This window comes from Pseudomonas sp. F8002, assembly GCF_013385495.1.
Lineage (GTDB): Bacteria > Pseudomonadota > Gammaproteobacteria > Pseudomonadales > Pseudomonadaceae > Aquipseudomonas.
Genome location: NZ_JACAPW010000033.1, coordinates 1 through 25,266, shown reverse-complemented (window position 1 = coordinate 25,266; position 25,266 = coordinate 1). Strand labels below are relative to the sequence as shown.

The following is a 25,266-nucleotide window of genomic DNA, read 5'->3' as shown; positions in this document are numbered from 1 at the left end:
CATGCTCGGATCGGCGTTCTGGTTGACCCTGGCAACCTTGCTGGGGCTGTGCCTCGGGTTTGCCCGTGAGTGGTTGCTGGTGGCGGCGTGGGGTGCGGGCGAGCGCAGCGATGCGTTCCTGATCGCGCTGTTCTTGCCCGAAGCGTTGCGCATGTCCCTGGCCGGCGGTGTGCTGAGTGCCGCCGCCCTGCCGCTGTACCTGCAACGCAAGGACGGCGAGCGCCTGGACTGGCTGGCGGTGTTGTTCCCGGCGCTGTTGCTGATCGCCCTGGTGACCAGCCTGCTGCTGACGTTGCTGGCGCCATGGCTGGTGCAACTGCTCGGCCCGGGGCTGGCGGCGACGGCCACCAGCCTCGCCAGCAGCAACTTGCAGATTCTCGCCTGGAGTGTGCCGGGGCTGATGCTGCATGCGCTGTTCAGTATTCCGCTGCAGGCCAGCGAGCGCTTTGTGGTCGCGGGGCTCGGCTCGTTGCTGTTCAACCTGCCGCCGGTGACCTACCTCGCCCTCGCCGGCACCGCCACGCAACCGCACTCGCTGGCGCTGGCCTGCCTCACCGGCAGCCTGCTGATGCCCCTGGCGCTGTTGCCGTCGATGCTGCGCCTGGGCTGGCGGCCGTGGCGGCTGCGGGCTTCGACATTGGAATTGCGCGAGCTGGGCGCTCGCATAGGCCCGCTGCTTTTAAGCAACGGTGCCAGCCAGGGTTTGGCGCTGATTGAACGGCTGGTGGCGTCCTTGCTGGGTGAAGGTGCGGTGACCTGGGTCAACCTGGCCCGCAAGCTGATGAACTTGCCGTTGATTGCCCTGATGAGCCTCAACCAGGTGCTGCTGGGCATGATGAGCCGGCGCCAGGGCGACGAGCGCCTGGCCCTGCTCAAGCGCGGCCTGGAAACCGCCAGCCTGCTGACCCTGCCCGCAGGCGTCGGCCTGGTGGCGGCGGCGCCGAGCCTGGTGGCGTTGCTGCTGCCGAAGCAGTCGGTGGATTCGCCGTTGCCGCTGCTGCTGGCCTGGTTTGCCGTGCCGCTGGTGTTCGGCGCCTGGAACGCCCTGCTGGCGCGTTATGCCTATGCCGCCGGCGACACCCGCCAGCCGCTGCGTTGCGAGTTGCTGGGGAGCGTGGTGAACGTGCTGCTGCTGGCTGCGCTGCCGTTTGTGTTTGGCCTGGCGGGCATTCCGCTGGCCGCCCTCGCCGGGGTGTTGTGCACCGCGTTGCTGTTGATGCAGCGCCAGGACTTGCTCGGCGCCCTGCCCTGGAAGCGGCACTGGGTGTTGAGTGCATTGATGATGGGCCTGGCGGCATTGGTGTTGTTCAGGATCCAAGGTATCTGGCTTCAGCTGGGGTTGAGCACCCTGGCCGGAGCCGTGGTGTTGCTGGGCATGGGCCTGTGGCTCAGGCCGTGGCGCAAGGCAGATTTATAGAGTGGGAGCAGTCAGGTGAAAAAACGCTGGATTCAAATGGATATTGCCAAGGGCATTGGCATCCTGATCATCGTGTTCGGGCATGGCTGGTTCGTGGAGCATTCCCCGAACCTGCTGTACCCGATACTCGCGGTCTTCATCCTGCCGCTGTTCTTTTTCCTCTCCGGGGTGTTCTTCAAGCCCGAGCAGCCGTTCGTTGAAATGGCGGTGCGCAAGGCCGATGCCCTGCTCAAGCCGTTCTTCACCACGATGCTGGTGTACGTATTGGTGCGCGACATCCTGCGCGGCCAACCGCTGCTGCCCGACATTGGCGGCGTGCTGTACGCCTCGGTGGATACCCTGCCCTGGCAGGCCTTGTGGTTCTTGCCACACTTCTGGGCGGCGATACTGTTTGCCTGGGTGATGCTGCGGCTGATGCAACGCCTGGGCCTGTCCCTGGTGTGGAGTTGCGTGGTGGTGGGCGTGCAGTTGCTGCTGGGGGTCTGGACCCTGGACTGGTTCTGGCAGGTACCGATCACCGTCGGCGGCCAGACCTGGACGATGCCGGGGCTGCCCTTCAGCCTGGATGTCACGTTGATCAGCAGTACCTATTTCATCCTCGGTTATCTGCTGCGGGACGTGCTGCGCAAACACCAGAGCTCACTGCTGAGCATGGTGGTAGCACTGGTGGTGTACTTCGCGATTTTCATCCCGACCTGGGACACCATGGACCTGGCTCAACGGCGCTATGACCATTGGCTGTGGACCAGTGCACTGGCGGTGATCGGTGTGTACATCTGCTGGGCGCTGGCCGGGTTGATGATGACGTCTGCGGTGCTGACCCGCGCCATGACCTACATCGGCCAGTCGACACTGATCCTGTTGATTTTCCACGGCGAGATCCAGCACAAGACCATTGCCCTCCTGCAGCACCTGGGCCTGCCGGATGTGGCGGCGGCGTTTATCGGGCTGGTGGTGGCGGTGGTGGTGCCGTTGATGATCGGCGAGGTGATCAAGCGGGTGGCCTTCCTGCGGTTTTTCTACTTCCCGTTCCCGGTGCGCAAGGCACCAGCGGTGGCCGGTGAAAAGCCTGGAGCTTGAGGCGTGTGTGGGAGCTGTCGAGCTTTAGCGAGGCTGCGATGGCATCACCGCGGTGTGCCTGAATTACCGAGGTGATGCTATCGCAGGCAAGCCAGCTCCTACAGAAAAACGCTCAATCATCCAGTGCCGGTTGTGGCGCTGGATGCTTGGTGTTTTTGCCCGCCTTGGCTCCAGGCTTGCCTGCTGCAGGGGCAGCGGGCTCAGGTTCGGCCGGCGCGGCAAGGTCCTTTTCAGCCTGGGGCATCTGATCAATCGCGCTGAAGAAATCCGCCAGGCTGAGGGTGTCAGGTGGCACGGTCTTCTCGAGTTTTTTCTCGCCGTCCTTGCCCACCAGAATCACTTTGGTGCCACTGCCGGCACCCAGCTTGAGTGCGCGGATCAGCGCGTTGGTTTCCGGCGGTGCGAGCTTCTTGTTGTCCTTCGCGTCCTTGGCGAACTTCTCGCCTTCAGCGCCGATGCTGCCAAAGGACACGGTGTACAGCACCATGTTGCGCTCTTCAAAGGACTGCTTGTTGGCAGGCTCGTCCAGCTGTTTCTTGAGGGTGGCCAACGTCGGGTTGCCGGAGTCGAGCTCCACCACCACCAACGGGCGGGACTTGCCCAGGTCCTGCTTGAGCGGATTGAGATCATCCGCGGCCAACAGCGGCCCCGTAAAAGCCATCAGGGTAGCCAGGGTCAGCGACCGGATGAGCATGCACACCTCCTTTGAATTCCATGCAGGGTTCTTGAGTTTCATGTCTGCGACAGTCAAATTCAAGGATGATTCCTACAACAACTTCAGAAAGCGTAGGTCAGGACGCCCGCGACGCAAGGCGTTTAGCCACCTTACGCCTCATTGTTTCTTTTGATTGCGGATGCTCACGACGGCCAATGCCGGGCAAATACCGGCGCTACGTTTGGGTGGGCATCCACCTGCGCCAGCACCCGGGCAAACTCAGGCCGCGACTGTTGCAGCGCGTCCCGCCCGCCTGCCCAACGCGACACCGCCGCAGCCATGATCGCCAGTGCATTCGGAACCTGCGCCGGGGTGAACAGTTGCTCGGCAAATTGATCGGCAAACACTTCCCAGGCCCTATGCAGGCGGCGACGGGTGCCGCTGATCAACTGTTCATGCTGCTGCGCATCGGGGCTGTCGGTCCAGCGTTCCGGATAGTCGATGATGCCAATCGCCGAGTAACAGTTGGCGGCGATGTACACCAGGCCGCGAATGACTTGGGCGGGCTCCTCGGGCAGCAGCCCTGAGGCGGGAAACTGCAGGCCCAGGTGAATCAGGATCGCCGCGCTTTCCGTCAACACGCTGCCATTGGGCAGTTGCAGAGTGGGGATTTGCTTGAGCGGGTTGATCCGCGCCAACGCCTCGTTGCCCACGCGGTCTTCCCAGGAGCAGGCGTCGACCTGGCACCACTCGACACCGCAACGCTGCAGGGCAATTTCGATGATGCACGAGCCGGTGCCTTGGGTTCCGTAAAGGGTGTACACAGTGCCAAGCCTCCTGGCAGGGGATTGAGGTGTTAGGCTAGGCCGTTCATTCGTTCAACGGGAAGCCATCATGCACAGCAAACGCGTCACGATCGAAGACTGGGACGGCGACGGCGCCATCCGCCTGCCAGACGAAGCCTTGCAGGAACTGGGGCTGGATGTGGGCGACACGCTGTACATCGTCGAGACCTATGTGGGCACGCAAAAAGGCTTTGTGTTGTCGACCACGCCGAAAATTGCCGACCGGATGGATGAGTTGGTGGAAGAGCTGAGCCATAAGCCCTAGCGAGCCAGCCTGGCTTGCAACCCCGCCTTCACCTGTGGCCATTCCGGATCAATGATGCTGAAGCGCACCGAGTTGCGCTTGCGGCCATCGGGCATGATGCGCTCGTGGCGCACGATCCCTTCCTGTACCGCGCCGAGGCGCAGGATCGCGGCCCGGGATTTTTCGTTGAGTTCATCGGTGGTGAACTGCACCCGCACGCACTCCATCACTTCAAACGCGTGGGTCAGCAGCAACAGCTTGGCCTCGGTGTTGATCCCGGATTTCTGCACCGACTGGCTGATAAACGTGTGGCCGATCTCCAGCTTGCGATTGACCCGGTCGATCTTCCAGAATCGGGTGCTGCCCACCACTTCACCGGTGTCGCGGCGCACGATGACAAACGGCATCACGGTGCCTGCCTCACGCCCGGCCAGGGCAATGTCCACGTACTTTTCGACGGTGTCGGGCCCCGGCACGTTGGTCACCTTGAGGTTTCACAACTGCCCGTCGGCAGCAGCCTGTACCAGGGCGGTGGCGTGTTCGCGTTGCAGGGGCCGGAGTTCGACCGTGGTGCCGGTCAGGGTGATTTCAGTCATGGGAGGGCTGCGCTGTATGGTGGTCGTCAGTGGCCAAGATTGCAGGCTCTCGCCACCTCAAGGCAAGCCGTTTCAGAACAAGCCCATCTGGCCGCCCACCAGGGTGCCGAAGTCATCGTTTACAAACGGCAGGATCGCGTCCGCCACCGGTTGCAGTTGCCGGGTGACGTAGTGGTCGTAGTCGATCGGTGCCTGGCGCACTTCCAGCGGCTCGGGGCCGTTGACGCTGATCACGTAGCTGATCCAGCCACCGTTCTGGTACTGGCGCGGGCGACCCTGGCGGTCGTTGTATTCGTCGGCCAGCCGCGCGGCGCGCACGTGGGGCGGTACGTTGCGCTCGTAGTCGCCCAGTTGCCGGCGCAGGCGCTTGCGGTAGATCAGCAGGTCGTCGAGCTCGCCGCTCAAGGTGCGACGTACGTAGTCGCGCACATAATCCTGGTGGGGCTGGCGGTGGAAGATGCGCTGGTAGAGTTCCTGCTGGAATTGCCGGGCCAGGGGCGACCAGTCGCTGCGTACGGTTTCCAGGCCCTTGTAGACCATTTCTTCGCTGCCGTCGGCACGGGTGACCAGCCCGGCGTAGCGCTTTTTGCTGCCCTCTTCCGCACCACGAATGGTCGGCATCAGGAAGCGGCTGAAGTGGGTTTCGTATTGCAGTTCCAGGGCGCTTTGCAGGCCGAACTCATTCTGCAGGCGCTCGCGCCACCAGGTGTTGACGTGCTGCACCAGGTCCAGGCCGATGCGCGTCGCGTCTTCCTGGGAATGGGGGCTGCCGAGCCAGACAAAAGTCGAGTCGGTATCGCCGTAGATCACCTCATAACCCCGGGCTTCGACCAGCTCGCGGGTCTGGCGCATGATCTGGTGGCCGCGCAGGGTGATGGACGATGCCAGTCGCGTGTCGAAGAAGCGGCAACCACTGGAGCCGAGTACGCCGTAGAAGGCGTTCATGATGATCTTCAGCGCCTGTGACAGCGGCGCGTTGTGTTCGCGCTTGGCCACTTCGCGGCCCTCGGAAACCCGCGCGACAATCGACGGCAGGCAATGCCGGGTGCGGGAAAACCGCGCACCGCGAAAGCCTTCCACCGACTCGCTGTCTTCGGGGTGACGCAGGCCTTCGATCAGGCCCACCGGGTCGATCAGAAAGCTGCGAATGATCGACGGGTAGAGGCTTTTGTAGTCAAGCACCAGCACCGACTCGTAGAGGCCCGGGCGCGAATCCATGACAAACCCGCCGGGGCTGGCCTGGGGTGGTTTGTCTCCCAGGTTCGGCGCGACGAAACCCTGGCGGTGCATCAGCGGCATGTACAGGTGCGTGAACGCTGCCACCGAACCGCCGTTGCGGTCTGCCGGCAAGCCGGTGACGCTGGCTCGTTCGAGGAGGAATTTCAGCAGCTCGGTCTTCTCGAAAATCCGCGTGACCAGCTCGCAGTCCTTGAGGTTGTAGCGTGCCAGCGCGGGCTTGTCCTCGGCGAACATGCGGTTGATTTCGTCCATGCGCTGGTACGGCGTGGAGATCGATTTACCTTCACCGAGCAAGGTCTGGGCGACGTTTTCCAGGCTGAAGGATTCGAAACTCCAGGTGGCCGAGCGCAAGGCTTCGATGCCATCGATGATCAACCGCCCGGCCGCTGCCGCGAAGTAGTGATTGCGGCTGCCGTGTTCGCGCCAGCCCATGGCATCGCCACCACGGCCCAGCAGCAGCGGCACGTTCAGGCGTTGCGCGTGTTCGTGCAGCACGCGCAGGTCGAACTGCACCAGGTTCCAGCCGATGATCGCGTCGGGGTCATGGGTGGCGAGCCACACATTCAGGCGTTCGAGGAGTTCGGCGCGGGTGTCGCAGTAGTCGAGCTTGAAGTCCACCGCATCGGTCTTGTTGGGTGGGCCGAGCATGTACACCTGGCGCTCGCCGCAACCTTCCAGGGCGATGGAATACAGGTCGCCCTGGGCGGTGGTCTCGATGTCCAGCGACACCAGCTTGAGGGGCGGGCGGTAATCCGGCGCGGGTTTCATCTGCGCCTCCACCAGCATGCCGCCCTCGCCCGCTTTGCCGCCGAACAACACCGGCGCGGTGATGAAGCGCTCCATCATGTAGCGATCGGGCGGGCGCACATCGCCTTCGTAGACGTCGATGCCGGCTCGACGCAGGCGCTTTTCCAGGTCCATCAATTGGCGATGCTGTTGGGTGTAGAGGCCCAGCACCGGGCGATGGTGGAAGTCGCAGAGCGCCAGGTCGCGCAACTCGATACCGCGCTCGCCCTTGAGCTGCAGCTCGGCCGGCTTGCGATGGGCTTGCGGGATGAACATCACGGAGGTCTGCACCGGCAAGCGCACGAACCTGGGGCCTTGATCGGTAGCCAGCCAAAAGCTGACCTCCGTGCCCGCCGGGGTGTCGCGCCAATGCCGGGTCAGGACAAACCCCTGCTGTAAATCCACCTTGCCACACCTCAAGAATCACTTTCAGGGCGTGATTCTACTCGGCCTGTGCCACGGCGCGGCGATTTAACCGAAATAGCCTACGTATACGGAGAGAGTAATCTCACAAACTTGTTGCAGAACGTTAATAACAATTACTATCATTCGCACCGGAGTCGTATCCGCGCAGCGAGGACGCGCAACGTTGTTGCCCTTTTCCTCACATTGACGGTTCGCCGTCAGGATCGACCATGCCCACTTCCACCCGTTTGGCTGTGCCGTTTCGCCCTACCCTGCTCGCCCTTTGCTGCTCCCTGAGCCTCGCCGCTCACGCCGCCACTCCAGAAACCCCGCAGGATGCGAACAACAGTCAGGACGGCAAGGCTCTGGAACTGGGCGCTACCACCATCAGCGCCGACGCGGCCACGCCCAACGCCCTGCCCCCGGTGTACGCCGGCGGCCAGGTCGCCCGCGGCGGGCAACTGGGGGTGCTGGGCAACCAGGACATCATGGACGTGCCCTTCAGCATGTCTTCCTATACCGAAAAATTGATCCGTGACCAGCAGGCCGAGAACGTCGGCGATGTGCTGCTCAACGATTCGTCCGTGCGCCAGGCGTCGGGGTACGCGAACCAGGCCCAGGCCTTTGTGATCCGTGGCCTGCCGCTGAACGGCGATGACATTTCGTTCAACGGTCTGTACGGCATCCTGCCGCGCCAGATCATGTCCACCGACGCCCTGGAGCGGGTTGAAGTGTTCAAGGGCCCCAACGCCTTTATCAATGGCGTGACGCCCGGCGGTTCCGGGATTGGCGGCGGCGTGAACCTGCAACCCAAGCGCGCCGATGATGTGCCGTTGCGGCGTTTCAGCACCGACATCAGCAGCGATGGCCGGGTCGGCGAGCACCTGGATATCGGGCAACGTTTTGGCGAGGACAATCGTTTTGGCGCACGGGTGAATATTTCCCAGCGCGAAGGCGACACCGGGATCGATGACGAGAGCCAGCGTTCGAAGCTGTTTGCGGTTGGCCTGGACTATCGCGGTGATGCGCTGCGTTTGTCGGGAGACTTTGTCTACTCGAAACAGCAGATCAATGGCGGGCGCAACACCGTGTTGCTCGGCCAGAACCTGACCCATATCCCCAACGCGCCTTCGGCCGACACCAACTACGCGCCGAGCTGGGGCACCAGCAGCCTGGAAGACACTTTCGGCATGTTGCGCGCCGAGTACGACCTGAATGACAACTGGACCGCCTACATCGCGGGCGGCGCCAAGCACACCAACGAGATTGGCCGTTACTCCTCGGTCACGTTGAATGACACCCTGGGCAATGCCACCGTCAGCGGCTCGCGCATCGCCCACCAGGAAGACAACACCAGCCTGATGGCGGGCTTGAATGGCAAGTTCCAGACCGGCGCTGTCAGCCACAAACTGAACTTCGGGTTGACCGGAATCTGGGCCCAGACGCGCAACGCCTATGACTTCGACCTTAACGGCCACGCCAGCAATATCTATAACCCGGTGGACGTTGCCGAACCGGTCAAGGGCAGCTTCGTCGGCGGCGACCTGAACGATCCGGGCATCACCGCCAAGACCTTCGCCCGCAGTGCAGCGGTCTCGGACACCCTGGGCTTTATGGATGATCGCTTGCTGGTGACCGCCGGGTTGCGCCGCCAGGAACTGGTGGTCCAAGGGTATGCCTACGGGTCGGGCCCACGTAACGCCGATTACGACAAGTCGATCACCACACCGGTGTACGGCCTGGTGTTCAAGCCGTGGGACCACGTGTCGTTCTATGCCAACCATATCGAAGGCCTCGCCCAAGGCCCTACCGCACCTCAGAACGCCGGCACCGCGCCCATCACCAATGCCGGCCAGGCCTATGCCCCGGCGCGCTCGAAACAGACCGAAGCCGGGGTCAAGCTCGACATGGGTACCTATGGCGCAACCCTGGGTGTGTATCGCATCGAGCAACCAACCGACGGTTACTCACAACTCAGCGCCGACGGCTTGAGCGCCACCTATGTTCGCCAGGGCGAGCAAGTCAACAAAGGCGTTGAGCTCAACGTGTTCGGTGAACCGATCGCCGGCCTGCGCCTGCTGGGCGGCGCAACCATCATCCACACCGAAGTCCACGGCACCCAGAACGGCGCCAACGACGGCAACCGCGCCATCGGCGTACCGACCTTCCAACTGAATGCCGGCGTGGACTGGGATGTACCAGGCCTGCAAGGCGTGACAGTCAACGGACGAATGCTGCGCACCGGCGGCCAATATGCCGACGCGGCCAACAACCTCAGCCTGCCCGCCTGGAACCGCTTCGACGTGGGCGCCCGCTACACCTTCAAGGTGGAACAGCGTGACGTCACCCTCGGCGCCACTGTGGAGAACGTCGCCAATACCAAGTACTGGGAATCGGCACTCGGCGGCTACCTGACCCAAGGTGACCCGCGCGTGGCCAAGCTGTCGGCCAGTATCGACTTCTAACCCCTGTCAATGTGGGCGCTGGCTTGCCTGCGATGCGGGCACCGCGGTGTGTCAGATGCACCTCGGTGATGCTATCGCAGGCAAGCCAGCTCCTACAGAAAGCAGATCTGCCTGCACCCGGGTTGTTTGCCGGACATTGGACAGCCGAACGCCAACTGCGTAGTTTCCCAACCACTGCGCACAAGGACCCCGGCATGTCCCCCGACCTCACTTCCATCGAGCTGTTCCTCAAGGCGGTCAAGCTGGGCAACCTGTCCCGGGCGGCCGAGCAATCCCATCTCTCCCTCTCTGCCGCCAGCCGACGCCTGTCGCTGCTGGAGCAGCACTTCAAGGTCGCCCTGCTGACCCGCACCTCCACCGGCGTTTCACCGACGGCAGCCGGGGAAGTATTGGCCCAGCATGCACAATCGATCCTGCGGGCCGTGGACGGCATGCACGCCGATCTCGCCGATTACGCCAAGGGCGCCACCGGCCGGGTTTGCCTGTACGCCAACAGTTCGGCGATGAGCCAGGAACTGCCGCGCCAACTGACCCAGTGGAACACCTTGCACCCGGGCATCCGCCTGGATATTCGCGAGGAGCGCAGCCGGGAGATCCTCCAGGCCGTGCGCGAGGGCGTGGCGGATGTCGGTATCGTCACCACCCGCCCCAGCGAAGAGCTGCGGTTCGAGCCCTACTGCCAGGACCGCCTGTGCCTGCTCGTGCCCAATGACCACCCACTGAAAATGCGCCATGCGCGCTTCGAGGATTTGCTCGGCTACGACTTCGTCGGCCTGGAAGACAACGCCGCCATCACCCCGTTGATTACCGAGGCCGCCGCGGCGATCGGCATGCCGTTGCGGCTGCGGGTGCAGGTGCGCAGTTTCGAAGCAGTGTGCCGCTTGATCGCCGCCGGCCAGGGTGTGGGCGTGTTGCCGCAGGGTGCAGTGCAGATCTTCCGCAAGGAGATGGCCTTGCGCTTTATCGAAATCGACGACAGCTGGGCCGACCGGCAGATGTACCTGTGCATGCGCAAGGAACAGCCGTCGCTGACGAGCCTGGCACTGTTCGACTACCTGAGTGCCAACCCTGCGTAAACCTTTGGCCTTCGAATTTTGCGAAGGCCGATTCCACAATTAGCAATTCCCCTGTTGTCACAGCTGTGCCAAGAATGCCCCCGCCAGACCTTCCTATAAAAACAAGACAGGAGACACGGCGTGTCCCAATCCCACACCCGCCCCACCCACCGCATCGCCGTGATTCCCGGCGACGGCATCGGCCGCGAAGTGGTGCCCGAAGGCCTGCGGGTACTGGACGCTGTCAGCCGGCGCTTCGGTATTCACTTTCACTTCGACCACTTTGCCTGGTGCAGCGAACACTACCTGGCCCACGGCACGATGATGCCCGACGACTGGGCCGAACAGATCGGCAGCCACGACGCGATCTTCTTCGGCGCGGTGGGTGCGCCCGACATCATTGCCGACCACACTGCGGTGTGGGAGTCGCTGCTGAAGATCCGCCGCCAGTTCGATCAATACGTGAATATCCGCCCGGTGCGCCTGATGCCCGGCGTGCCCTGCCCGCTGGCCGGCCGCGTGCCCGGGGACATCGACTTTATCGTGGTGCGGGAAAATACCGAAGGCGAATACTCCAGCGTTGGCGGCCGCATGTGGGAAGGCACGGCGCGGGAAATCGCGGTGCAGGAGTCGATCTTCTCCCGCGAAGGCGTGGACCGCGTGGTGGACTACGCCTTCAAACTGGCGCAACAGCGGCCGCGGAAAAACCTGGTGGCGGCGACCAAATCCAATGGTATCTCGATCACCATGCCGTTCTGGGACGAGCGGGTCAACGAAATTGCCCGGCGCTACCCGGACGTGAAGACCGCCAAGTTCCACATCGACATTCTGTGCGCGCACTTCGTGCAGCATCCCGACTGGTTCGATGTGGTGGTGGCCTCCAACCTGTTCGGCGACATCCTTTCCGACCTCGGCCCGGCGTGCACCGGCACCATCGGCATCGCGCCGTCGGCCAACCTCAATCCCGAGCGGCGCTACCCGTCGCTGTTCGAGCCGGTGCACGGTTCCGCGCCGGATATTGCCGGGCTCGGTGTCGCCAATCCCATCGGGCAGATCTGGTCGGCCGCGCTGATGATCGAGCACCTGGGCGACGGTGATCCGCTTTATCAGGAAGCGGCGGCAGCCATCGTGTCCGCCATCGAAACGGTGCTTGCCGAAGGCCCGCGCACCCGGGAAATGGGCGGCAGCGCCAGCACTGTCGAAGTGGGTCGCGCCATCGCCGAATGCGTCGCAGGGAACAGGAGCTGAACATGACCAACGCACATTACATCGCCAACCAATGGCTGGCGTCGACCTCGCTGGAAGACATTCCGGTGATCGACCCCAGCACCGGCGAAACCTATTCGAGCATCGCCCGTGGCACGGCCGCCGATATCGAGGCGGCGATCAGCGCGGCGCGCCTGGCACTCGGCGAAACCTTCGACGGCCCGTGGGGCCGGTTGTCTGCCGTGGAGCGCAGCCGTTTGCTGGCCAAGCTCGGCGTGGCGGTGCTGGAACATCATGAAGAGCTGGCGCAGATCGAGGCGCGGGACACCGGCAAGGCGCTGAAAGTCGCCCGCGCCGATGCCACCGCCCTTGCCCGCTATTTCGAATACTACGCGGGTGCCGCCGACAAACTGCACGGCGAAACCCTGCCGTACCAGGCCGGCTACACGGTGTTGACGGTGCGCGAACCCCACGGGGTGACCGGGCATATCATCCCGTGGAATTACCCGATGCAGATTTTCGGGCGCAGCGTCGGCGCCTCGTTGGCGGCGGGCAATGCGTGCGTGGTCAAGCCGGCGGAAGATGCCAGCCTGTCGTTGCTGCGCCTGGCGGAAATCGCTGCCGAGGTTGGTTTTCCAGCCGGCGCGATCAACGTAGTCACCGGTTACGGCTACGAAGCCGGCGCGGCGTTGTGTGCACACCCGGGCATCGATCACATTTCGTTCACCGGCTCCACCGCCACCGGTACTGCCGTGTCGAAAGCCGCTGCCGAACGCCACTGCCCGGTCACCCTGGAGTTGGGCGGCAAGTCGCCGCAACTGGTGTTCGCCGATGCCGACCTGGATGAAGCGTTGCCGGTGCTGGTCAACGCCATCATTCAGAACTGCGGGCAAACCTGCTCCGCCGGCAGCCGTTTGCTGGTGGAACGCAGCATTTACGAAACCCTGCTCGCACGCCTCAGCCAACGTTTCAGCGAATTGCGCGCCGGGCCTTCGGCGCTGGACCTGGACATGGGCCCGCTGATCAATCAGAAGCAGCTGCGCCTGGTGCGCGAGTTTATTCGTCAAGCCGAACAGGAAGGGATCACCGTCGCCGCACGCGGAACGGTGGTGGCCGAGGCTGGCAGCGGCGGGTATTTCCAGGAGGCGGTGCTGTTTCGCGATGTGCCGCCTGACAGTCGCCTGGCGCAACAGGAAGTGTTCGGCCCGGTGCTGGCCGTGATGCCCTTCGACGATGAAGCCGAAGCGATTCGCCTGGCCAACGGCACCGAGTTCGGCCTGGTGGCCGGCGTGTGGACCCGCGATGGCGCGCGGCAAATGCGCCTGGCGCGCACCCTGCGTTGTGGCCAGGTGTTCATCAATAACTATGGCGCCGGTGGCGGCGTTGAATTGCCATTCGGCGGCGTGAAGGCCAGCGGGTATGGACGGGAAAAAGGCTTCGAGGCGCTGCTGGGCTTTACCACCTTGAAGACCATTGCGATCAAACACGGTTGATTCCTCACAACAACAAGAACGGAGAACACACCATGCGTTTAGCCAATAAAGTCGCGATCGTCACCGGCGCCGGTTCGGGGTTTGGCGAGGGCATCGCCAAGACTTTCGCGCGCCAGGGCGCCAAGGTCATCGTCGCCGACATGAACGCCGTCGGCGGTCAGCGGGTGGTCAATGAAATCGCCGAAAGCGGCGGCCATGCGCATTTCATCGAGGTCAACGTGGCCAACGATGAAAGCATGGGCGCCCTGCTGCGTGGCACTTTGGAGCAGTTCGGCGGCCTCGATATCGTCATCAACAACGCCGGTACCACCCACCGCAACCGGCCGATGCTGGAAGTCGACGAAGCCGAATTCGACCGGGTGTTTGCGGTCAACGTCAAAAGCATCTTCTTGAGCGCCAAGCATTTTGTGCCGCATTTTCGCGGCCAGGGCGGCGGCGTGTTCGTCAATATTGCCTCGACGGCGGCGATCCGCCCGCGTCCGGGACTGGTCTGGTATAACGGCAGCAAGGGCGCAGTGGTGGTCATGAGCAAGACCATGGCGGCGGAGCTGGGGCCGGACAATATCCGCGTCAACTGCGTGAACCCGGTAGTGGGTGCCACGGCGTTGCTCAGCGAATTCATGGGCGTACCGGACACCCCGGAAAACCGCCAGAAATTCATGGCGACCATTCCCCTGGGGCGCTTTTCCACCCCGCAAGATGTGGCCAACGCCTGCCTGTACCTGGCGTCGGACGAAGCGGCGTTCATCACCGGCACTTGCCTTGAAGTCGATGGCGGGCGCTGCGTGTAACTCACTCTCACAGGGACCGGAATTGCTATGTGTGATCTTCATAATAAGAACGAGCCGAACACCCGCGAATTGCTTGAAGGCCTGCCAAAGAACTGGGGTAAATGGGGCCCGGACGACGAAGTCGGCGCCCTCAATTACCTGACTGAAGCCGAAGTACTGCGGGGCGTGGCCTCGGTGCGCCAGGGCAAGACCTTTACCCTGCAAGTGCAGATCGGCCACCCCGACGGCGACCCGATGTGGCCGGCGCGCAATCCGTCGATGCGCTTCAATACCCTCGACCACAGCCATTACCACTTCGGCAAACAGCCGCACATGACCGGTGGTGCGGCGTATTCCGACGACGTGATCTTCATGCAGCTGCAAGGCTCGACCCAGTACGACGCCCTCGGCCACGCCTGGTACGACAATCAACTGTGGAACGGCTACGACGCCCAGACCACCGTTGGCGGCATGGCCAAGGCCAGCGTGCTGGCGATTGCCGAACGCGGCGTGGTGGGCCGTGCGGTGCTGATCGACATGGCCCGCCATCGCGGCAAGAAGTGCCTGGGCCGGGGCGAAACCTTCAACCACCTGGACCTGCTCGACGCCGCCAAAGCCCAGGGCGTGACCATTGAAAAACGTGACATCCTGATCATCCGCACCGGTTCCATGGGTGCGTTTTATGAGCTGGGCAAGACCGAGTTCTTCAAGGACCTGATGGAGCCGGGGCTGACCTACAGCCGGGAGCTGGTGGAGTGGTTTCACGAAATGGAAATCCCCAACCTGGTGACCGACACCATCGCCAACGAAGTGATCACCGACCCGGTGTCCGGGGTGCAGATTCCGCTGCATTGCGCGCTGATGCGCAACCTGGGGATCGCCTTCACCGAAATCGTGTTGCTGGAGGAACTGGCCGCCGATTGTGCGGACGACGGCCAGTGGAAATTCCTCTACACCGCCGCCCCGCTGAAGATTGTCGGGGGCAGTGGCGCACCGGTGAATCCGGTGGTGATCAAGTAGCCGTTCCGTCTCAGTGGCGAATTTGCGAATCGCGAGCGCGCCACTAGACTCAAGGCTCCTCTCACATGGAAGTCCACTCAATGAATGTATTGCGCCCTCTTCGCCAGGCAATTGCCCTGGCAACCCTGCTGTCTGCTGGTGCCCTGACGGCACATGCTGCCGATATCCCGCTGTCCAAGTCGCTGGAAGCCGATGAGGTGACCACCAAGGTGCTGGAGGTGGATGCCGCCAACCATCAGGTGGTGCTCGAAGGTGCCGAAGGCCGCAAGGTGCACGTGCAGCTCAGCGACCAGGCCAAGGACCTGGGCAATCTCAAGGCAGGTGATCAGGTCAAGGTGCTGGTGACCCATTCGGTCGCCGCCGTGCTGGACACCGACATCGACAAGAGCGCACCGGACGCCACCGAGAAAACTGGCGTCTTGCGCGCCACCGCGGATAACCCGAACCCGGGCGGTGCGGCCTTCCGCCAGGTACAGGTGCAGTTGAAGATCACCCACATTGACCTGGCGAAAAACCAGGTAACCCTGGAAAACCCGGCGGGCCAGAGCAAAGTGCTGACCGTGGAGAAACCGGAAATTCGCGCCGGCCTCAAAGACCTCAAGGTCGGCCAAAGCGTGTTGGTGACCTACACCGATACCCTGGAAATCAGCACCGCCCACGAAGGCTGATGAATGCGGCGCCCCATCAGCTCACGGCTGATGGGATTTCGCCAGATAGTCTTCGATGTTGTTCATCTGATCATCCCAGCCTCGGGAGTTCTTCTTGTAGGCCTTCTGGCGGCGAACGTCCGGGATCCCGTCAAAACCTGACTCCACCACCCGCAACAAGATGCCTTCGGCGTGATCCTCAAGGGTGAACTCCACCAGCGTGGGGGTTTCCGCGTCGTAATCCACATCCTTGTCTACGGCGTAGGGATGCCAGCTGAAAGAGAACCGCGTCTGTGGTTCAAGCCGCTCGATCCTTGCCTTCCACACCACGTGCTCGTAACCGGGATAGGTGATCGGGGCTTCAATGGCCCGCCCCTGGGCGAACTGTTTGCCCTTGAGGGCGATGCCAAACCAGCTGCCGAATTGCTCGGCGTCGGTCAGTGCTTCCCAGACTCGTTGGCGTGGAGCGTTGAGCAGGACTTTACGTTTGATTTCATTTGATTCGTGCATGAGACACCTCCTGTATTGACAGTAGGCGACATCGACCAATGCGCAACCCTGGGGTTGCGCATTCCCGGTTTCAGCGAGTCAGAATTGCCACTTGGCGTTGACCATCGCGTTGCGCGGTTCGCCGTAGGAGCCGGAGTTGAACGTGCCCAGGCCGTCGTAGTACTTCTGGTCGAACAGGTTGTTGACGTTCAGGCCCACCGACAGGTGTTCATCAACCTGGTAGCTGGCGAGCAGGCCGACCACACCGTACGGGTCCTGCCTGGCCTTGTAGTACGGGCCTTCGTAGTTGATTTGGGAGGACGCATAGATCTCGCTTTGCCAGGTGACGTTGGCGCCGATGGTCAGGCGGTCGAGGTTGCCGGGCAGGCGGTATGAGGTGCCGAGTTTGAACAGGTTGATCGGCTGGTTGGCCTGCACGCGTGCGCCGTCCTTGTCGTGGGATTCGCGGTAGGTGTAGCCGCCGAATACGTTCCAGCCTTCGGCCACTTCACCGGAGATTTCGGTTTCGACGCCACGAGTGCTGGTGCCGGCGATGGCCTTGTAGACGGCTGCGCCTGAAGAGTCGGTGCCGGATTGCTCGGGAGTGTTCTTCTGCTCGATGTCGAACAGGGCAATGCTGGCGTTCAGCGCGCCATTGAAGAATTCGCCCTTGAGACCGATTTCGTAGTTGTCGCCCTGCTGCGGCGCCAGGGAGCCCTTTGAAGACGTCTTGTAGAAAGTCTGCGGCAGGAAGATGTTGGTGTAGCTGGCGTAGACCGAGTAGGTATCGTTGAGGTCATAGATGACGCCGGCGTAGGGCGTGACCACGCCGGTCTTCCTGGTTTTATCGATGGTTTTCGTGCCTGCTGCGTAGTCCCGGTCGGCGTTCTCCTGGTTCCACCAACTGACCCGCGTCCCCAGGATGATCGTCAGCGGATCAATCGGTTTCAAGCGCAGGGCGGCGTAGACGCCGGTCTGTTGCAAAGTGGTGACGGTGCCACCGATTTCGGTGTACGAACGGCGACTGTACTGCCGGCCATCCCAGGTGAAGATGTTGTCCACCTGACCGTAGTCGTTATCGGCCGAACCGCTGCTGTAGTCGGGGAAGTTCAGGTGCGTGCGCGAACTGCTGGCGCCCATCACCAGTTCATGCTCACGCCCGCCCAGCTGGAACGGGCCGGTGGCATACACATCGACGGTGTCCTGGGTCTGGTAGCTGTCCAGGCGATAGATGAAGGCACCCGCGCCCTGCCCTGTCACGGGGTCCGGGTAGCCGCCACTGGCCGACGCGCCCTGTCCTTTGCGGTAGGAATACTGATGGCTGTAGGCAGTCTTGAGGCTCCAGTCGTCATCCAGCTTGTGATCGAGCATCGTCGTGAAGGTGTAGCTGGTGTTGTCCATGTAGCTGGAGCGCGAGGCCGGGTTGAAGGAGCGGGAGAAGTGGGTCTGGGTGCCATTGTTATAGAACAGCGGGATATGGCCGTAGGTGCTGCCATTGGCGTCGTTGTTCTGGTAGTCGAGGCTGGTGCGCAGCGTGGTGTTTTCGTTCAGGTCGATGTCCAGGGCGCCATACATCACGCGCTTGTCCTGCTTATACCAGTCGATGAACGAATTCTGTTTTTGATAAGCCGCGACGAAACGTCCGCGCACGTTGCCGGTTTCGGTCAACGGGCCGGACACATCGACTTCGGAACGGTAACGGTCCCACGCCCCGGCTTCGCCGGAAACGTAGGCCTGGAAGTCCTTGGTCGGGCGCTTGCGCACCAGGTTGATGGTGGCCGATGGAGTGCCGGCGCCGCTCATCAGCCCGGTGGCGCCGCGCACCACTTCGACGCGGTCGTAGATCGCCATGTCGGAGATCGCGCCGGTGTATTGCTGGGACTCGTTGGCCACCTGCGACGGAATACCGTCGTACTGGAAATTCTGGATTTCAAAGCCCCGGGAATAGAACGAGTAACGCTCGCTGTCGCGGTGGTTGCTGCTGATGCCGGGGGTGAAGGCCAGCACTTCGTTGAGGGTCGACAGGTGTTGGTCGTCCATCAACTGGCGGGTGACGACGCTGACCGATTGCGGCGTTTCCCGCAGCGACAACGGTAGCTTGGTCGCGGTACTGGTGGCGCCGGTGGTGTAGGAGCCGGTGTTTTCGGTGGTCAGGCTCAGCCCTTCGGCATTGATGCTGGTGGCGCCCAGGGTCAAGGCGCCGCTGGATTGCGGGATCAGGCCGTAGCTGCCATCACCATTGGCCGCCACGCTCAGGGCGCTGCCCGCCAACAAACGCACGAAACCCTGCTCGACACTGTAGGTGCCGGTGAGGCCCTGGCTCTGCTTGCCCGCAGTCAGGCCCGAGTCAAAAGACAAGACGACGCCGGCGTCACTGGCAAAGCGGCTCAGTACCGACCCCAACGGGCCGGGCGCGATGCTGAAGGTCTTTTGCGGGCTGGCCGCCACAGCGCTGGAGCCTGGGGACAGCAACGGGCCCAGAAGGCTGTATTGCACCATCAACGACACGCCGAACAACGCCACCTGCAGGGGCTTTTTGCGAAATGATCGAAGCGGTGGGTTGGCGACTGAAGTTTGCCCTGCGCGCATTACTGACTCCTGGTGACCGAAAGAAATGAAGAGGTATTGCAGGAGGAGTCGAGCGAGGCGCGGCAAATCGACAACGGCGGCGGATAAATATTTTGCGTTTTTATCCGCGGGCGACAATTTGGGTCCAGTAATCGGTGCGGGAGATGCGCCGTACCGGTAGCGCACGGGTCAGTGCGGTGAGGGTCAGGTCCAGGTCATCCAGGGAATAGGCGCCGGAGACCCGCAGGTGGCCGACCTCGGCAGCACACCCCAGGTAACCTGGCCGATAGCGCTGCAACTCTTCGAGCAGGCGATCCAGCCGCCAGTTATCCACCACCAGGCGCCCCGCCGCCCATTCGCCCTCGCCGGGCTCAATGGCGCGCAGCGTCAGCAGGCGGCTGGTATCGAAGGTCACGGCGTTGCCGATGGTGATCACCGTCTCTGCCAGCTCATCACCCGGGCGCACGGCCACGGCGTGTTGCAGGACGCTCATGGCGGTGTAGCCGTCGAACTGGCGCACGGTGAAACGCGTGCCCAGCGCGCGCATCTCGCCGTGGGCGCTGCGTACCATGAAAGGGCGTGCATCCTTGGCGGTCTCGATCAGGATCTCACCGGCGCGCAGGATCAGCAGCCGCTGGTCCGGGCCGTAGCGCACATCTACGGCGCTGGCCGTATTGAGCGACAGCCGGGTGCCATCCTCGAGGGTGACAGTGTGACGTTCGCCGGTGGTTGTGCGCTGATCGGCCATCCATATCGGCGCCTGGCGATAGCCGGTCCAGCCCATGGCGCTCACCCCGGCACCGATCACCAGGCCCTTGAGCAAGCCGCGTCGCCCCAGGTGCCGGGAATGATCGGTGGCCTTGTCCAGCACATTGACGGCCAGGGATCCCGGCAGGCACTGGAGTTGGCCCTGGAGCATCTCCACACGCTGCCAGGCCCACTGGTTCAACGGGGATTCTTCGCGCCACGTGTTCCAGTCCTGCTGAAGCTGGCGATCACCGGGCACCTCCGCCAGGCGTGCAACCCATTGGGCCGCGGCACTCAGCGCCTGGCGTTGCGGGTCAAGGGTCATTGGTCCAGCGCTTCAAGCAGGCAATGCTCGGTGGCCTTGGCGATGTATTTGGTCACCGAGCTGACCGAGACCTGTAGCTGCTCAGCGATTTCCTTGTAAGGCATGCCCTGCAACTGCGAGAGCAGGAACGCGCGTTTCACCTTGCGCCCGAGACCGTCGAGCATCGCATCGAGGCGCTGCAGGGTTTCGATGATCAACAGGCGCTCTTCGGGTGACAGGGCGTAGGCCAAGGGCTGTTCGGCCAAAGCCTGGAGATAAGCCTGCTCAAGGGCCTTGCGACGGTAGCTGTCAATCATCACGCGCCTGGCGATGGTCACCAGGAAGTGCCGCGGCTCTTTCAGGTCGGCGGCCAGAGGTTTGGCCCGGTCGGCCAATAGCAGGCGAATGAAGGTGTCCTGTGCCAGGTCAGCCGCCTGATGCGAACACCCCAGCCGCGCACGCAACCAACCCACCAGCCAGCGGTGATGGGCACCGTAAAGCGTGGCAACAGGCTGGTGAGCGTGGCGGATCGATTCGGGCATGATGGCGATTAGCGCTAATGAGAACGAATCGCAATTTAGACGAATGTAGGAGTAAGGGCAATCACCTGTGTGTATTTGTGGCTTTAGACGTGGGGATCACCCGGCGCCTTGGCAGGGGTCGCGTATTGCGGCTTCAAGTGGCCTTCCTGATCGAGCAGCCAGGCGTCCATGATCTGGCGCACCACCGGCCCCGCCACTCGGCCACCGGCCTCACCGTTTTCGATCATCACCGAAATCACGATCCGCGGGTGCTCCGCCGGGGCAAAGCCGACGAACAAGGCGTTGTCGCGGTTGCGCTCCAGGGTCTTGAGACGGTTGTAACGCTCGCCCTGCTTGATCGCCACTACCTGCGCAGTACCAGACTTGCCAGCAATCCGGTACTGCGCACCGGCTGCAGCCGCCCGGGCGATACCGCGTGGATCGTGCATTACCAATTGCATGCCGTGGTTGACCTGCTCCCAGTCGCGCGGGTCTTTGAGCACCACGTTGGGCATCGGGTTTTCATCCACCGGCGGCACGCCATTGATGGTCTTGGCCAGGTGAGGTCGGTTCCACACACCCTTGTTGGCGATCAGCGCAGTGGCCTGGGCCAGCTGCAACGGGGTGACCTGCATGTAACCCTGGCCGATGCCGAGGATCACGGTTTCACCCGGGAACCACGGCTGGCGCCGGGTAGCGCGCTTCCAGGCTTGGGACGGCATCAGGCCGGCTGACTCTTCGAACATGTCGAGGGAGACTTTCTGGCCAAGGCCGAACTCGGCCAGGTAGTCGTGCAGGCGGTCGATACCCAGCTTGTGGGCCAGGTCGTAGAAGTAGGTGTCGTTGGAGCGCATGATCGCTGCGTCCATGTCCACCCAACCATCGCCGCTGTGGTTCCAGTTGCGGTATTTGTGGTCGAAATCCGGGAGTTGGTAATAGCCCGGGTCGAACACCCGGGTCTGGGCGGTAACCACGCCGCTGTCGAGGCCAGCGATGGCGACTTCCGGCTTGATCGTCGAACCCGGCGCGTAGAGCCCGCGCAGCACGCGGTTGAACAGCGGACGGTCGAGGGAGTCGTGCAGCGCGGCGTATTCCTTGAAGCTGATGCCGGTGACAAACAGGTTCGGGTCGAAGCTTGGCTTGCTGACCATCGCCAGCACTTCGCCGGTTGCCGGGTCGAGAGCAACCACCGAACCACGGCGGTCGCCGAGGGCTTCTTCGGCGGCTTCCTGGAGTTTGACGTCCAGGCTCAGCACGATGTTTTTGCCGGGGATCGGGTCGGTGTGCTTGAGCACCCGCAGGACGCGGCCCTGGGCGTTGGTTTCAACTTCTTCATAGCCGACATGGCCATGCAACTCGGACTCGTAGAAACGCTCGATCCCGGTTTTACCAATGGACTGCGTGCCCCGGTACTCCACTGAGTCGAGGGCTTTGGATTCTTTTTCGTTGATCCGGCCTACGTAGCCAATGGAGTGGGCAAAGTGCGCACCCAGCGGGTAATGGCGGACGAATTGCGGCTCGACATCCACGCCCGGCAGGCGGAATTCGTTGACGGCCAGCACGGCGATCTGCTCTTCGGTCAGCTCGTAGAACAGGGTGACGGGCACGAAGGGATGACGGGCTTGCTTGAGCGCTTTATCAAATACGCCGCGATCCTCGGCGGGCAGATGCAGGAGGCTGACGATAGCGTCCAGCTCTCCTTTGAGGTCGGTGGTGCGCTCGCGGGTGATGGTCAGGTTGTAGCTGGGACGGTTGTCGGCAAGTACTACGCCGTTGCGGTCATAGATCAGGCCGCGGGTCGGTGTGATCGGCAGGACGTGGACGCGATTGTTTTCGGAAATGGTGGAGTGGTAGTCGTACTGCACCACCTGCAGGAAGTACATCCGACCTACCAGGGCGCAGGTAATGCCGATTACCAGCAGCGCGCAGGCCAGCAGCCGCTTGTTGACCAGGCGGTTTTCTTTTTCGTGATCCTTGATCGGTATTGGTTCAGGCATTTCTACAGCATCTCGTTGAATAAGGTCGACGCCGCTTCCTGCGGAGGAAAAATCAGTCCTTGTGAAAATGTGCTGCACCATACCAAAAATGCAGAAACACTTTGCATCGATTTCCCTGAACGGTGTGCTAATGGAGCCTGTTCATGCACTTTGGTTTGAGCCGTTGACCTTATTCATGCGTTTTTATGCTGACGATCAGCTCAGGATCGACTTGGGCTCCAGGAAGGCTTCGAGGCCGAATGTGCCGTACTCGCGGCCGATACCCGATTGCTTGAAGCCACCAAACGGCGCAAGAGGTTCATGGGCCAGGGTATTGATCAGCACTCGGCCAGCGTCTATACGGCTGGCCAGCCTGCGGGCGCGTTCGGGATTTGAAGACAGGATGTATGCCTGGAGGCCGTAGGGTGTGTCGTTGGCGATGGTCAGGGCCTCTTCCTCGGTTGCGTAGGTAATGATCGAGAGCACTGGGCCGAAAATCTCCTCGCGGGCGATGGCCATTTGGTTGGTCACCCGGCTGAATACGGTTGGTTTTACGAACCACCCGGCTTTGATGCCCTCAGGCAAACCGCGACCTCCTGCCAATAGGTGGGCGCCCCCCTCAATCCCGATCTGAATGTAGTGCTGTACGCGCTCCCACTGTTTTTGGCTGACCATGGGGCCGACCGCAGTGGCTGGGTCACGAGGGTCGCCGGCTTGCACGTTGCCCACCTCGTCGATCATCAGTGCTTCGATTTCTTCCAAACGACTTTCGGGTACCAGGATTCGAGTGCCGGCGATACAGGCCTGGCCGCTGTTCATGAAACCGGCCTGAAGGGCCATGGGCACGGCCGTCTTGAGGTCCGCATCATCGAGAATCAGCACCGGTGATTTGCCGCCCAGCTCTAGGGTCACGCGCTTCAGGGTCTCGGCGCCGGTCCGCAGGATTGTTTTGCCGACAGCGGTTGAACCGGTGAAGGACACTTTTGCGATGTCGGGATGGGCGCTCAACACGGCGCCTACGGTTTCGCCACGGCCAGTGACGATGTTGAATACACCGGGAGGCAAGCCAGCTTCATGAAGCGCGCGGGTGACTAGCGAGGTCTGGATTGCGCTCATTTCACTGGGTTTGATCACGGCGGTACAGCCGGCGGCCAACGCCGCAGCGAGCTTGCCGCAGATAAAACCGGCGTTGCTGTTCCAGGGTGTGATCAAGCCGGCCACACCCAGCGGCTGCATGACCACCTCGGCGATGCCAATGCGTCGGGAGAAGTTGTAGTTCTCCAGTACTGAAGCGGCATCTTGCAGGACGCTGGCTGCATGCCTGGCCATCCACCGCGCACGGGATATTGGGGCGCCGTACTCCTCGATAATCGCGTCGGTAAGTGCGTCTTCAATGGATTCAACTGCGGCGTGAAGGCGTTTGAGATAGTCGATGCGCACATCTTTAGAGCTGTGGGAGAACTCGGTAAAAGCTCCCTTGGCGGCAGCGATGGCATCCAGGGCGTCTTGTTCATTTGCCAATCGAACCTGGCCGATACGCTGGCCTGTTGCAGGGTTGAACAGGTCAAAAAGCTCTTCGCCATGGGGCGTCACAAAGGCGCCGTTGATGTAAATCTGGTTGATGTATTGCATAGGTCCTCCGGGACGCTGAGCTAGTGCGTCCTACGGTAAGTCACTATGATTAAGCTGATAAGCCGTACAAATCGGCATGAGTTGATGAGCGATTCAGGACAATGAATACATCCGGGCTGAATGAGTTGGAAGCGGTGCTGGCAGTGGCTCGGCATCGCAGTTTTCGTGCAGCGGCAACCGAGTTGAATGTGTCGACATCGGCGTTGAGCCACTCCATCGCAGGGCTTGAAGCGCGGATGGGGGTGAGGCTGTTCAATCGCACCACGCGCAGCGTGTCGTTATCTGAAGTGGGCGCGGAGTTTGTTGAAACCATTACCCCTGCACTGTTGAGCATTCGCACGGCCTTGGAACAGGCAGGAAATCGCAGCGCGGAACCCAGCGGTACCTTGCGCCTGAATACTTCGGCGGGGGCGGCAAAGCAGGTGATGCCGTTGCTGCTGGAGTACCTGCGGCGTTATCCACGGATGAAATTGGATATCGTCACTGAGGGGCGGCTGGTGGATATCGTCGCGCAGGGGTTTGATGCGGGGATTCGGCTCGGGGATACGGTTCCTCAAGACATGATCGCAGTCGATATCAGTCCGGCCCAGCGTTTTTCGGTATTGGGCAGCCCGGACTATTTTGCTCTCAACCCAGTTCCCGTCAGTCCCATGGATCTGCGGGCCCATCAGTGTATTCGCAGCCGGATGCCCAGCGGGGCGATCTATCATTGGGAGTTTGAGCGACATGGCGAAGCGCTTGCTGTAGAGGTGCAAGGGATTTTGACCCTGGATAATCCGACTCTGATGCTTGAGGCTGCCAGGGCGGGACTAGGCTTGACCTATCTTACGGAATGGAATGCCGCTGCCGATTTAGCGAACGGGACGTTAGTGCGCGTGCTGGAGGAATGGACGCCGTCTTTTGACTGCTTGCGCCTCTATTACCCAGGTAGGCGCCATGTGCCGGCCGGGTTAAGGGCACTGATTGAGTTGATCAGGGAGCAAGGCTTTTAACCAGGCTGGATCTTTTTACGGCCAACAGCTCTCTCCCCGTTTTCCGACCGCCCAAAACAAAACCCCTGACTGCATAAGCAATCAGGGGTTTCGGAATTTAATCTTGACGATGAC

Annotated in this window: 20 protein-coding genes and 1 pseudogene; 11 read left to right on the top strand and 10 right to left on the bottom strand. The window is 62.1% G+C overall.

What is annotated here, in order from left to right:
• Position 1: 1 nt before the first annotated feature.
• On the top strand, positions 2–1,417 hold the full coding sequence (locus HX811_RS24370; RefSeq protein WP_177047699.1) for a lipid II flippase MurJ: 1,416 nt from the start codon (positions 2–4) through the stop codon (positions 1,415–1,417).
• A 36-nt stretch (positions 1,418–1,453) separates the two neighbouring features.
• The gene (locus HX811_RS24365; RefSeq protein WP_102605365.1) at positions 1,454–2,497 is read left to right on the top strand and encodes an acyltransferase family protein; all 1,044 of its coding nucleotides are present in this window, start codon (positions 1,454–1,456) and stop codon (positions 2,495–2,497) included.
• 112 nt (positions 2,498–2,609) lie between these two features.
• Here HX811_RS24365 and HX811_RS24360 read toward each other — a convergent pair whose 3' ends face one another.
• Both HX811_RS24360 and HX811_RS24355 read right to left on the bottom strand, forming a co-directional pair.
• Positions 2,610–3,191, bottom strand: coding sequence for a DUF4174 domain-containing protein (locus HX811_RS24360; RefSeq protein ID WP_003208227.1), 582 nt, complete (start codon positions 3,189–3,191; stop codon positions 2,610–2,612).
• 164 nt (positions 3,192–3,355) lie between these two features.
• Complete coding sequence (locus HX811_RS24355) at positions 3,356–3,976, bottom strand: glutathione S-transferase (RefSeq protein ID WP_177009200.1); 621 nt, start codon at positions 3,974–3,976, stop codon at positions 3,356–3,358.
• 70 nt (positions 3,977–4,046) lie between these two features.
• On the opposite strand from HX811_RS24355, the gene HX811_RS24350 reads away from it, so the two are divergent.
• Positions 4,047–4,262, top strand: a complete 216-nt coding sequence (locus HX811_RS24350) for an AbrB/MazE/SpoVT family DNA-binding domain-containing protein (RefSeq protein ID WP_003208231.1) — start codon at positions 4,047–4,049, stop codon at positions 4,260–4,262.
• On the opposite strand, the pseudogene HX811_RS24345 reads toward HX811_RS24350, so the two are convergent.
• Together HX811_RS24345 and HX811_RS24340 are read right to left on the bottom strand one after the other, a co-directional pair.
• Positions 4,259–4,837, bottom strand: a pseudogene (locus tag HX811_RS24345) (GNAT family N-acetyltransferase). The gene HX811_RS24350 and the pseudogene HX811_RS24345 sit on opposite strands and share 4 nt — an antisense overlap.
• A 72-nt stretch (positions 4,838–4,909) precedes the next feature.
• On the bottom strand, positions 4,910–7,267 hold the full coding sequence (locus HX811_RS24340) for a DNA polymerase II (RefSeq protein WP_177047698.1): 2,358 nt from the start codon (positions 7,265–7,267) through the stop codon (positions 4,910–4,912).
• Between the two features lie 230 nt (positions 7,268–7,497).
• Between HX811_RS24340 and HX811_RS24335 the strand changes: the two genes are divergently transcribed.
• The 7 genes from HX811_RS24335 to HX811_RS24305 all read left to right on the top strand — a co-directional run bounded on the left by HX811_RS24335 (position 7,498) and on the right by HX811_RS24305 (position 15,944).
• A complete protein-coding gene (locus tag HX811_RS24335; protein WP_177009201.1) occupies positions 7,498–9,732 on the top strand; it encodes a TonB-dependent siderophore receptor in 2,235 nt (744 codons plus the stop codon).
• Positions 9,733–9,926: 194 nt separating this feature from the next.
• The gene (locus tag HX811_RS24330) at positions 9,927–10,808 is read left to right on the top strand and encodes a LysR family transcriptional regulator (protein ID WP_003208237.1); all 882 of its coding nucleotides are present in this window, start codon (positions 9,927–9,929) and stop codon (positions 10,806–10,808) included.
• A gap of 120 nt (positions 10,809–10,928) precedes the next feature.
• Positions 10,929–12,035, top strand: a complete 1,107-nt coding sequence (locus HX811_RS24325) for a tartrate dehydrogenase (RefSeq protein ID WP_003208239.1) — start codon at positions 10,929–10,931, stop codon at positions 12,033–12,035.
• 2 nt (positions 12,036–12,037) lie between these two features.
• Entirely contained in the window at positions 12,038–13,486 is a 1,449-nt protein-coding gene (locus HX811_RS24320) for an aldehyde dehydrogenase family protein (RefSeq protein WP_102605360.1), read from the top strand.
• Positions 13,487–13,518: 32 nt separating this feature from the next.
• Positions 13,519–14,277 (top strand): SDR family oxidoreductase, encoded by a 759-nt coding sequence (locus tag HX811_RS24315; protein WP_008434578.1) that lies wholly within the window; start codon positions 13,519–13,521, stop codon positions 14,275–14,277.
• 27 nt (positions 14,278–14,304) lie between these two features.
• A complete protein-coding gene (locus tag HX811_RS24310) occupies positions 14,305–15,276 on the top strand; it encodes a cyclase family protein (RefSeq protein ID WP_087695324.1) in 972 nt (323 codons plus the stop codon).
• 80 nt (positions 15,277–15,356) lie between these two features.
• The gene (locus HX811_RS24305; RefSeq protein WP_102369595.1) at positions 15,357–15,944 is read left to right on the top strand and encodes a hypothetical protein; all 588 of its coding nucleotides are present in this window, start codon (positions 15,357–15,359) and stop codon (positions 15,942–15,944) included.
• A 21-nt stretch (positions 15,945–15,965) separates the two neighbouring features.
• Here the strand turns inward: HX811_RS24305 and HX811_RS24300 are convergent, their stop codons facing one another.
• The 6 genes from HX811_RS24300 to HX811_RS24275 all read right to left on the bottom strand — a co-directional run bounded on the left by HX811_RS24300 (position 15,966) and on the right by HX811_RS24275 (position 24,160).
• Positions 15,966–16,433 carry an SRPBCC family protein gene (locus tag HX811_RS24300; RefSeq protein WP_003208248.1) on the bottom strand — a complete coding sequence of 156 codons (468 nt, stop codon included), beginning with the start codon at positions 16,431–16,433 and terminating at the stop codon, positions 15,966–15,968.
• Positions 16,434–16,511: 78 nt separating this feature from the next.
• Positions 16,512–19,001 (bottom strand): TonB-dependent receptor, encoded by a 2,490-nt coding sequence (locus HX811_RS24295; RefSeq protein ID WP_177047697.1) that lies wholly within the window; start codon positions 18,999–19,001, stop codon positions 16,512–16,514.
• A 100-nt stretch (positions 19,002–19,101) separates the two neighbouring features.
• Positions 19,102–20,052 carry a FecR domain-containing protein gene (locus HX811_RS24290; protein WP_177047696.1) on the bottom strand — a complete coding sequence of 317 codons (951 nt, stop codon included), beginning with the start codon at positions 20,050–20,052 and terminating at the stop codon, positions 19,102–19,104.
• Positions 20,049–20,573, bottom strand: a complete 525-nt coding sequence (locus tag HX811_RS24285) for a sigma-70 family RNA polymerase sigma factor (RefSeq protein WP_008434587.1) — start codon at positions 20,571–20,573, stop codon at positions 20,049–20,051. Before HX811_RS24285 ends, HX811_RS24290 begins: the two co-directional genes overlap by 4 nt.
• An 83-nt stretch (positions 20,574–20,656) precedes the next feature.
• Positions 20,657–22,549: a penicillin-binding protein 2 gene (mrdA, locus tag HX811_RS24280; protein ID WP_003208249.1), complete on the bottom strand. Its 1,893-nt coding sequence runs from the start codon at positions 22,547–22,549 to the stop codon at positions 20,657–20,659.
• Between the two features lie 195 nt (positions 22,550–22,744).
• Entirely contained in the window at positions 22,745–24,160 is a 1,416-nt protein-coding gene (locus HX811_RS24275) for an aldehyde dehydrogenase family protein (protein WP_177047695.1), read from the bottom strand.
• Between the two features lie 101 nt (positions 24,161–24,261).
• Here HX811_RS24275 and HX811_RS24270 point away from each other — a divergent pair, with 101 nt between their 5' ends.
• A complete protein-coding gene (locus HX811_RS24270) occupies positions 24,262–25,152 on the top strand; it encodes a LysR family transcriptional regulator (protein ID WP_177047694.1) in 891 nt (296 codons plus the stop codon).
• Positions 25,153–25,266 lie beyond the last annotated feature (114 nt).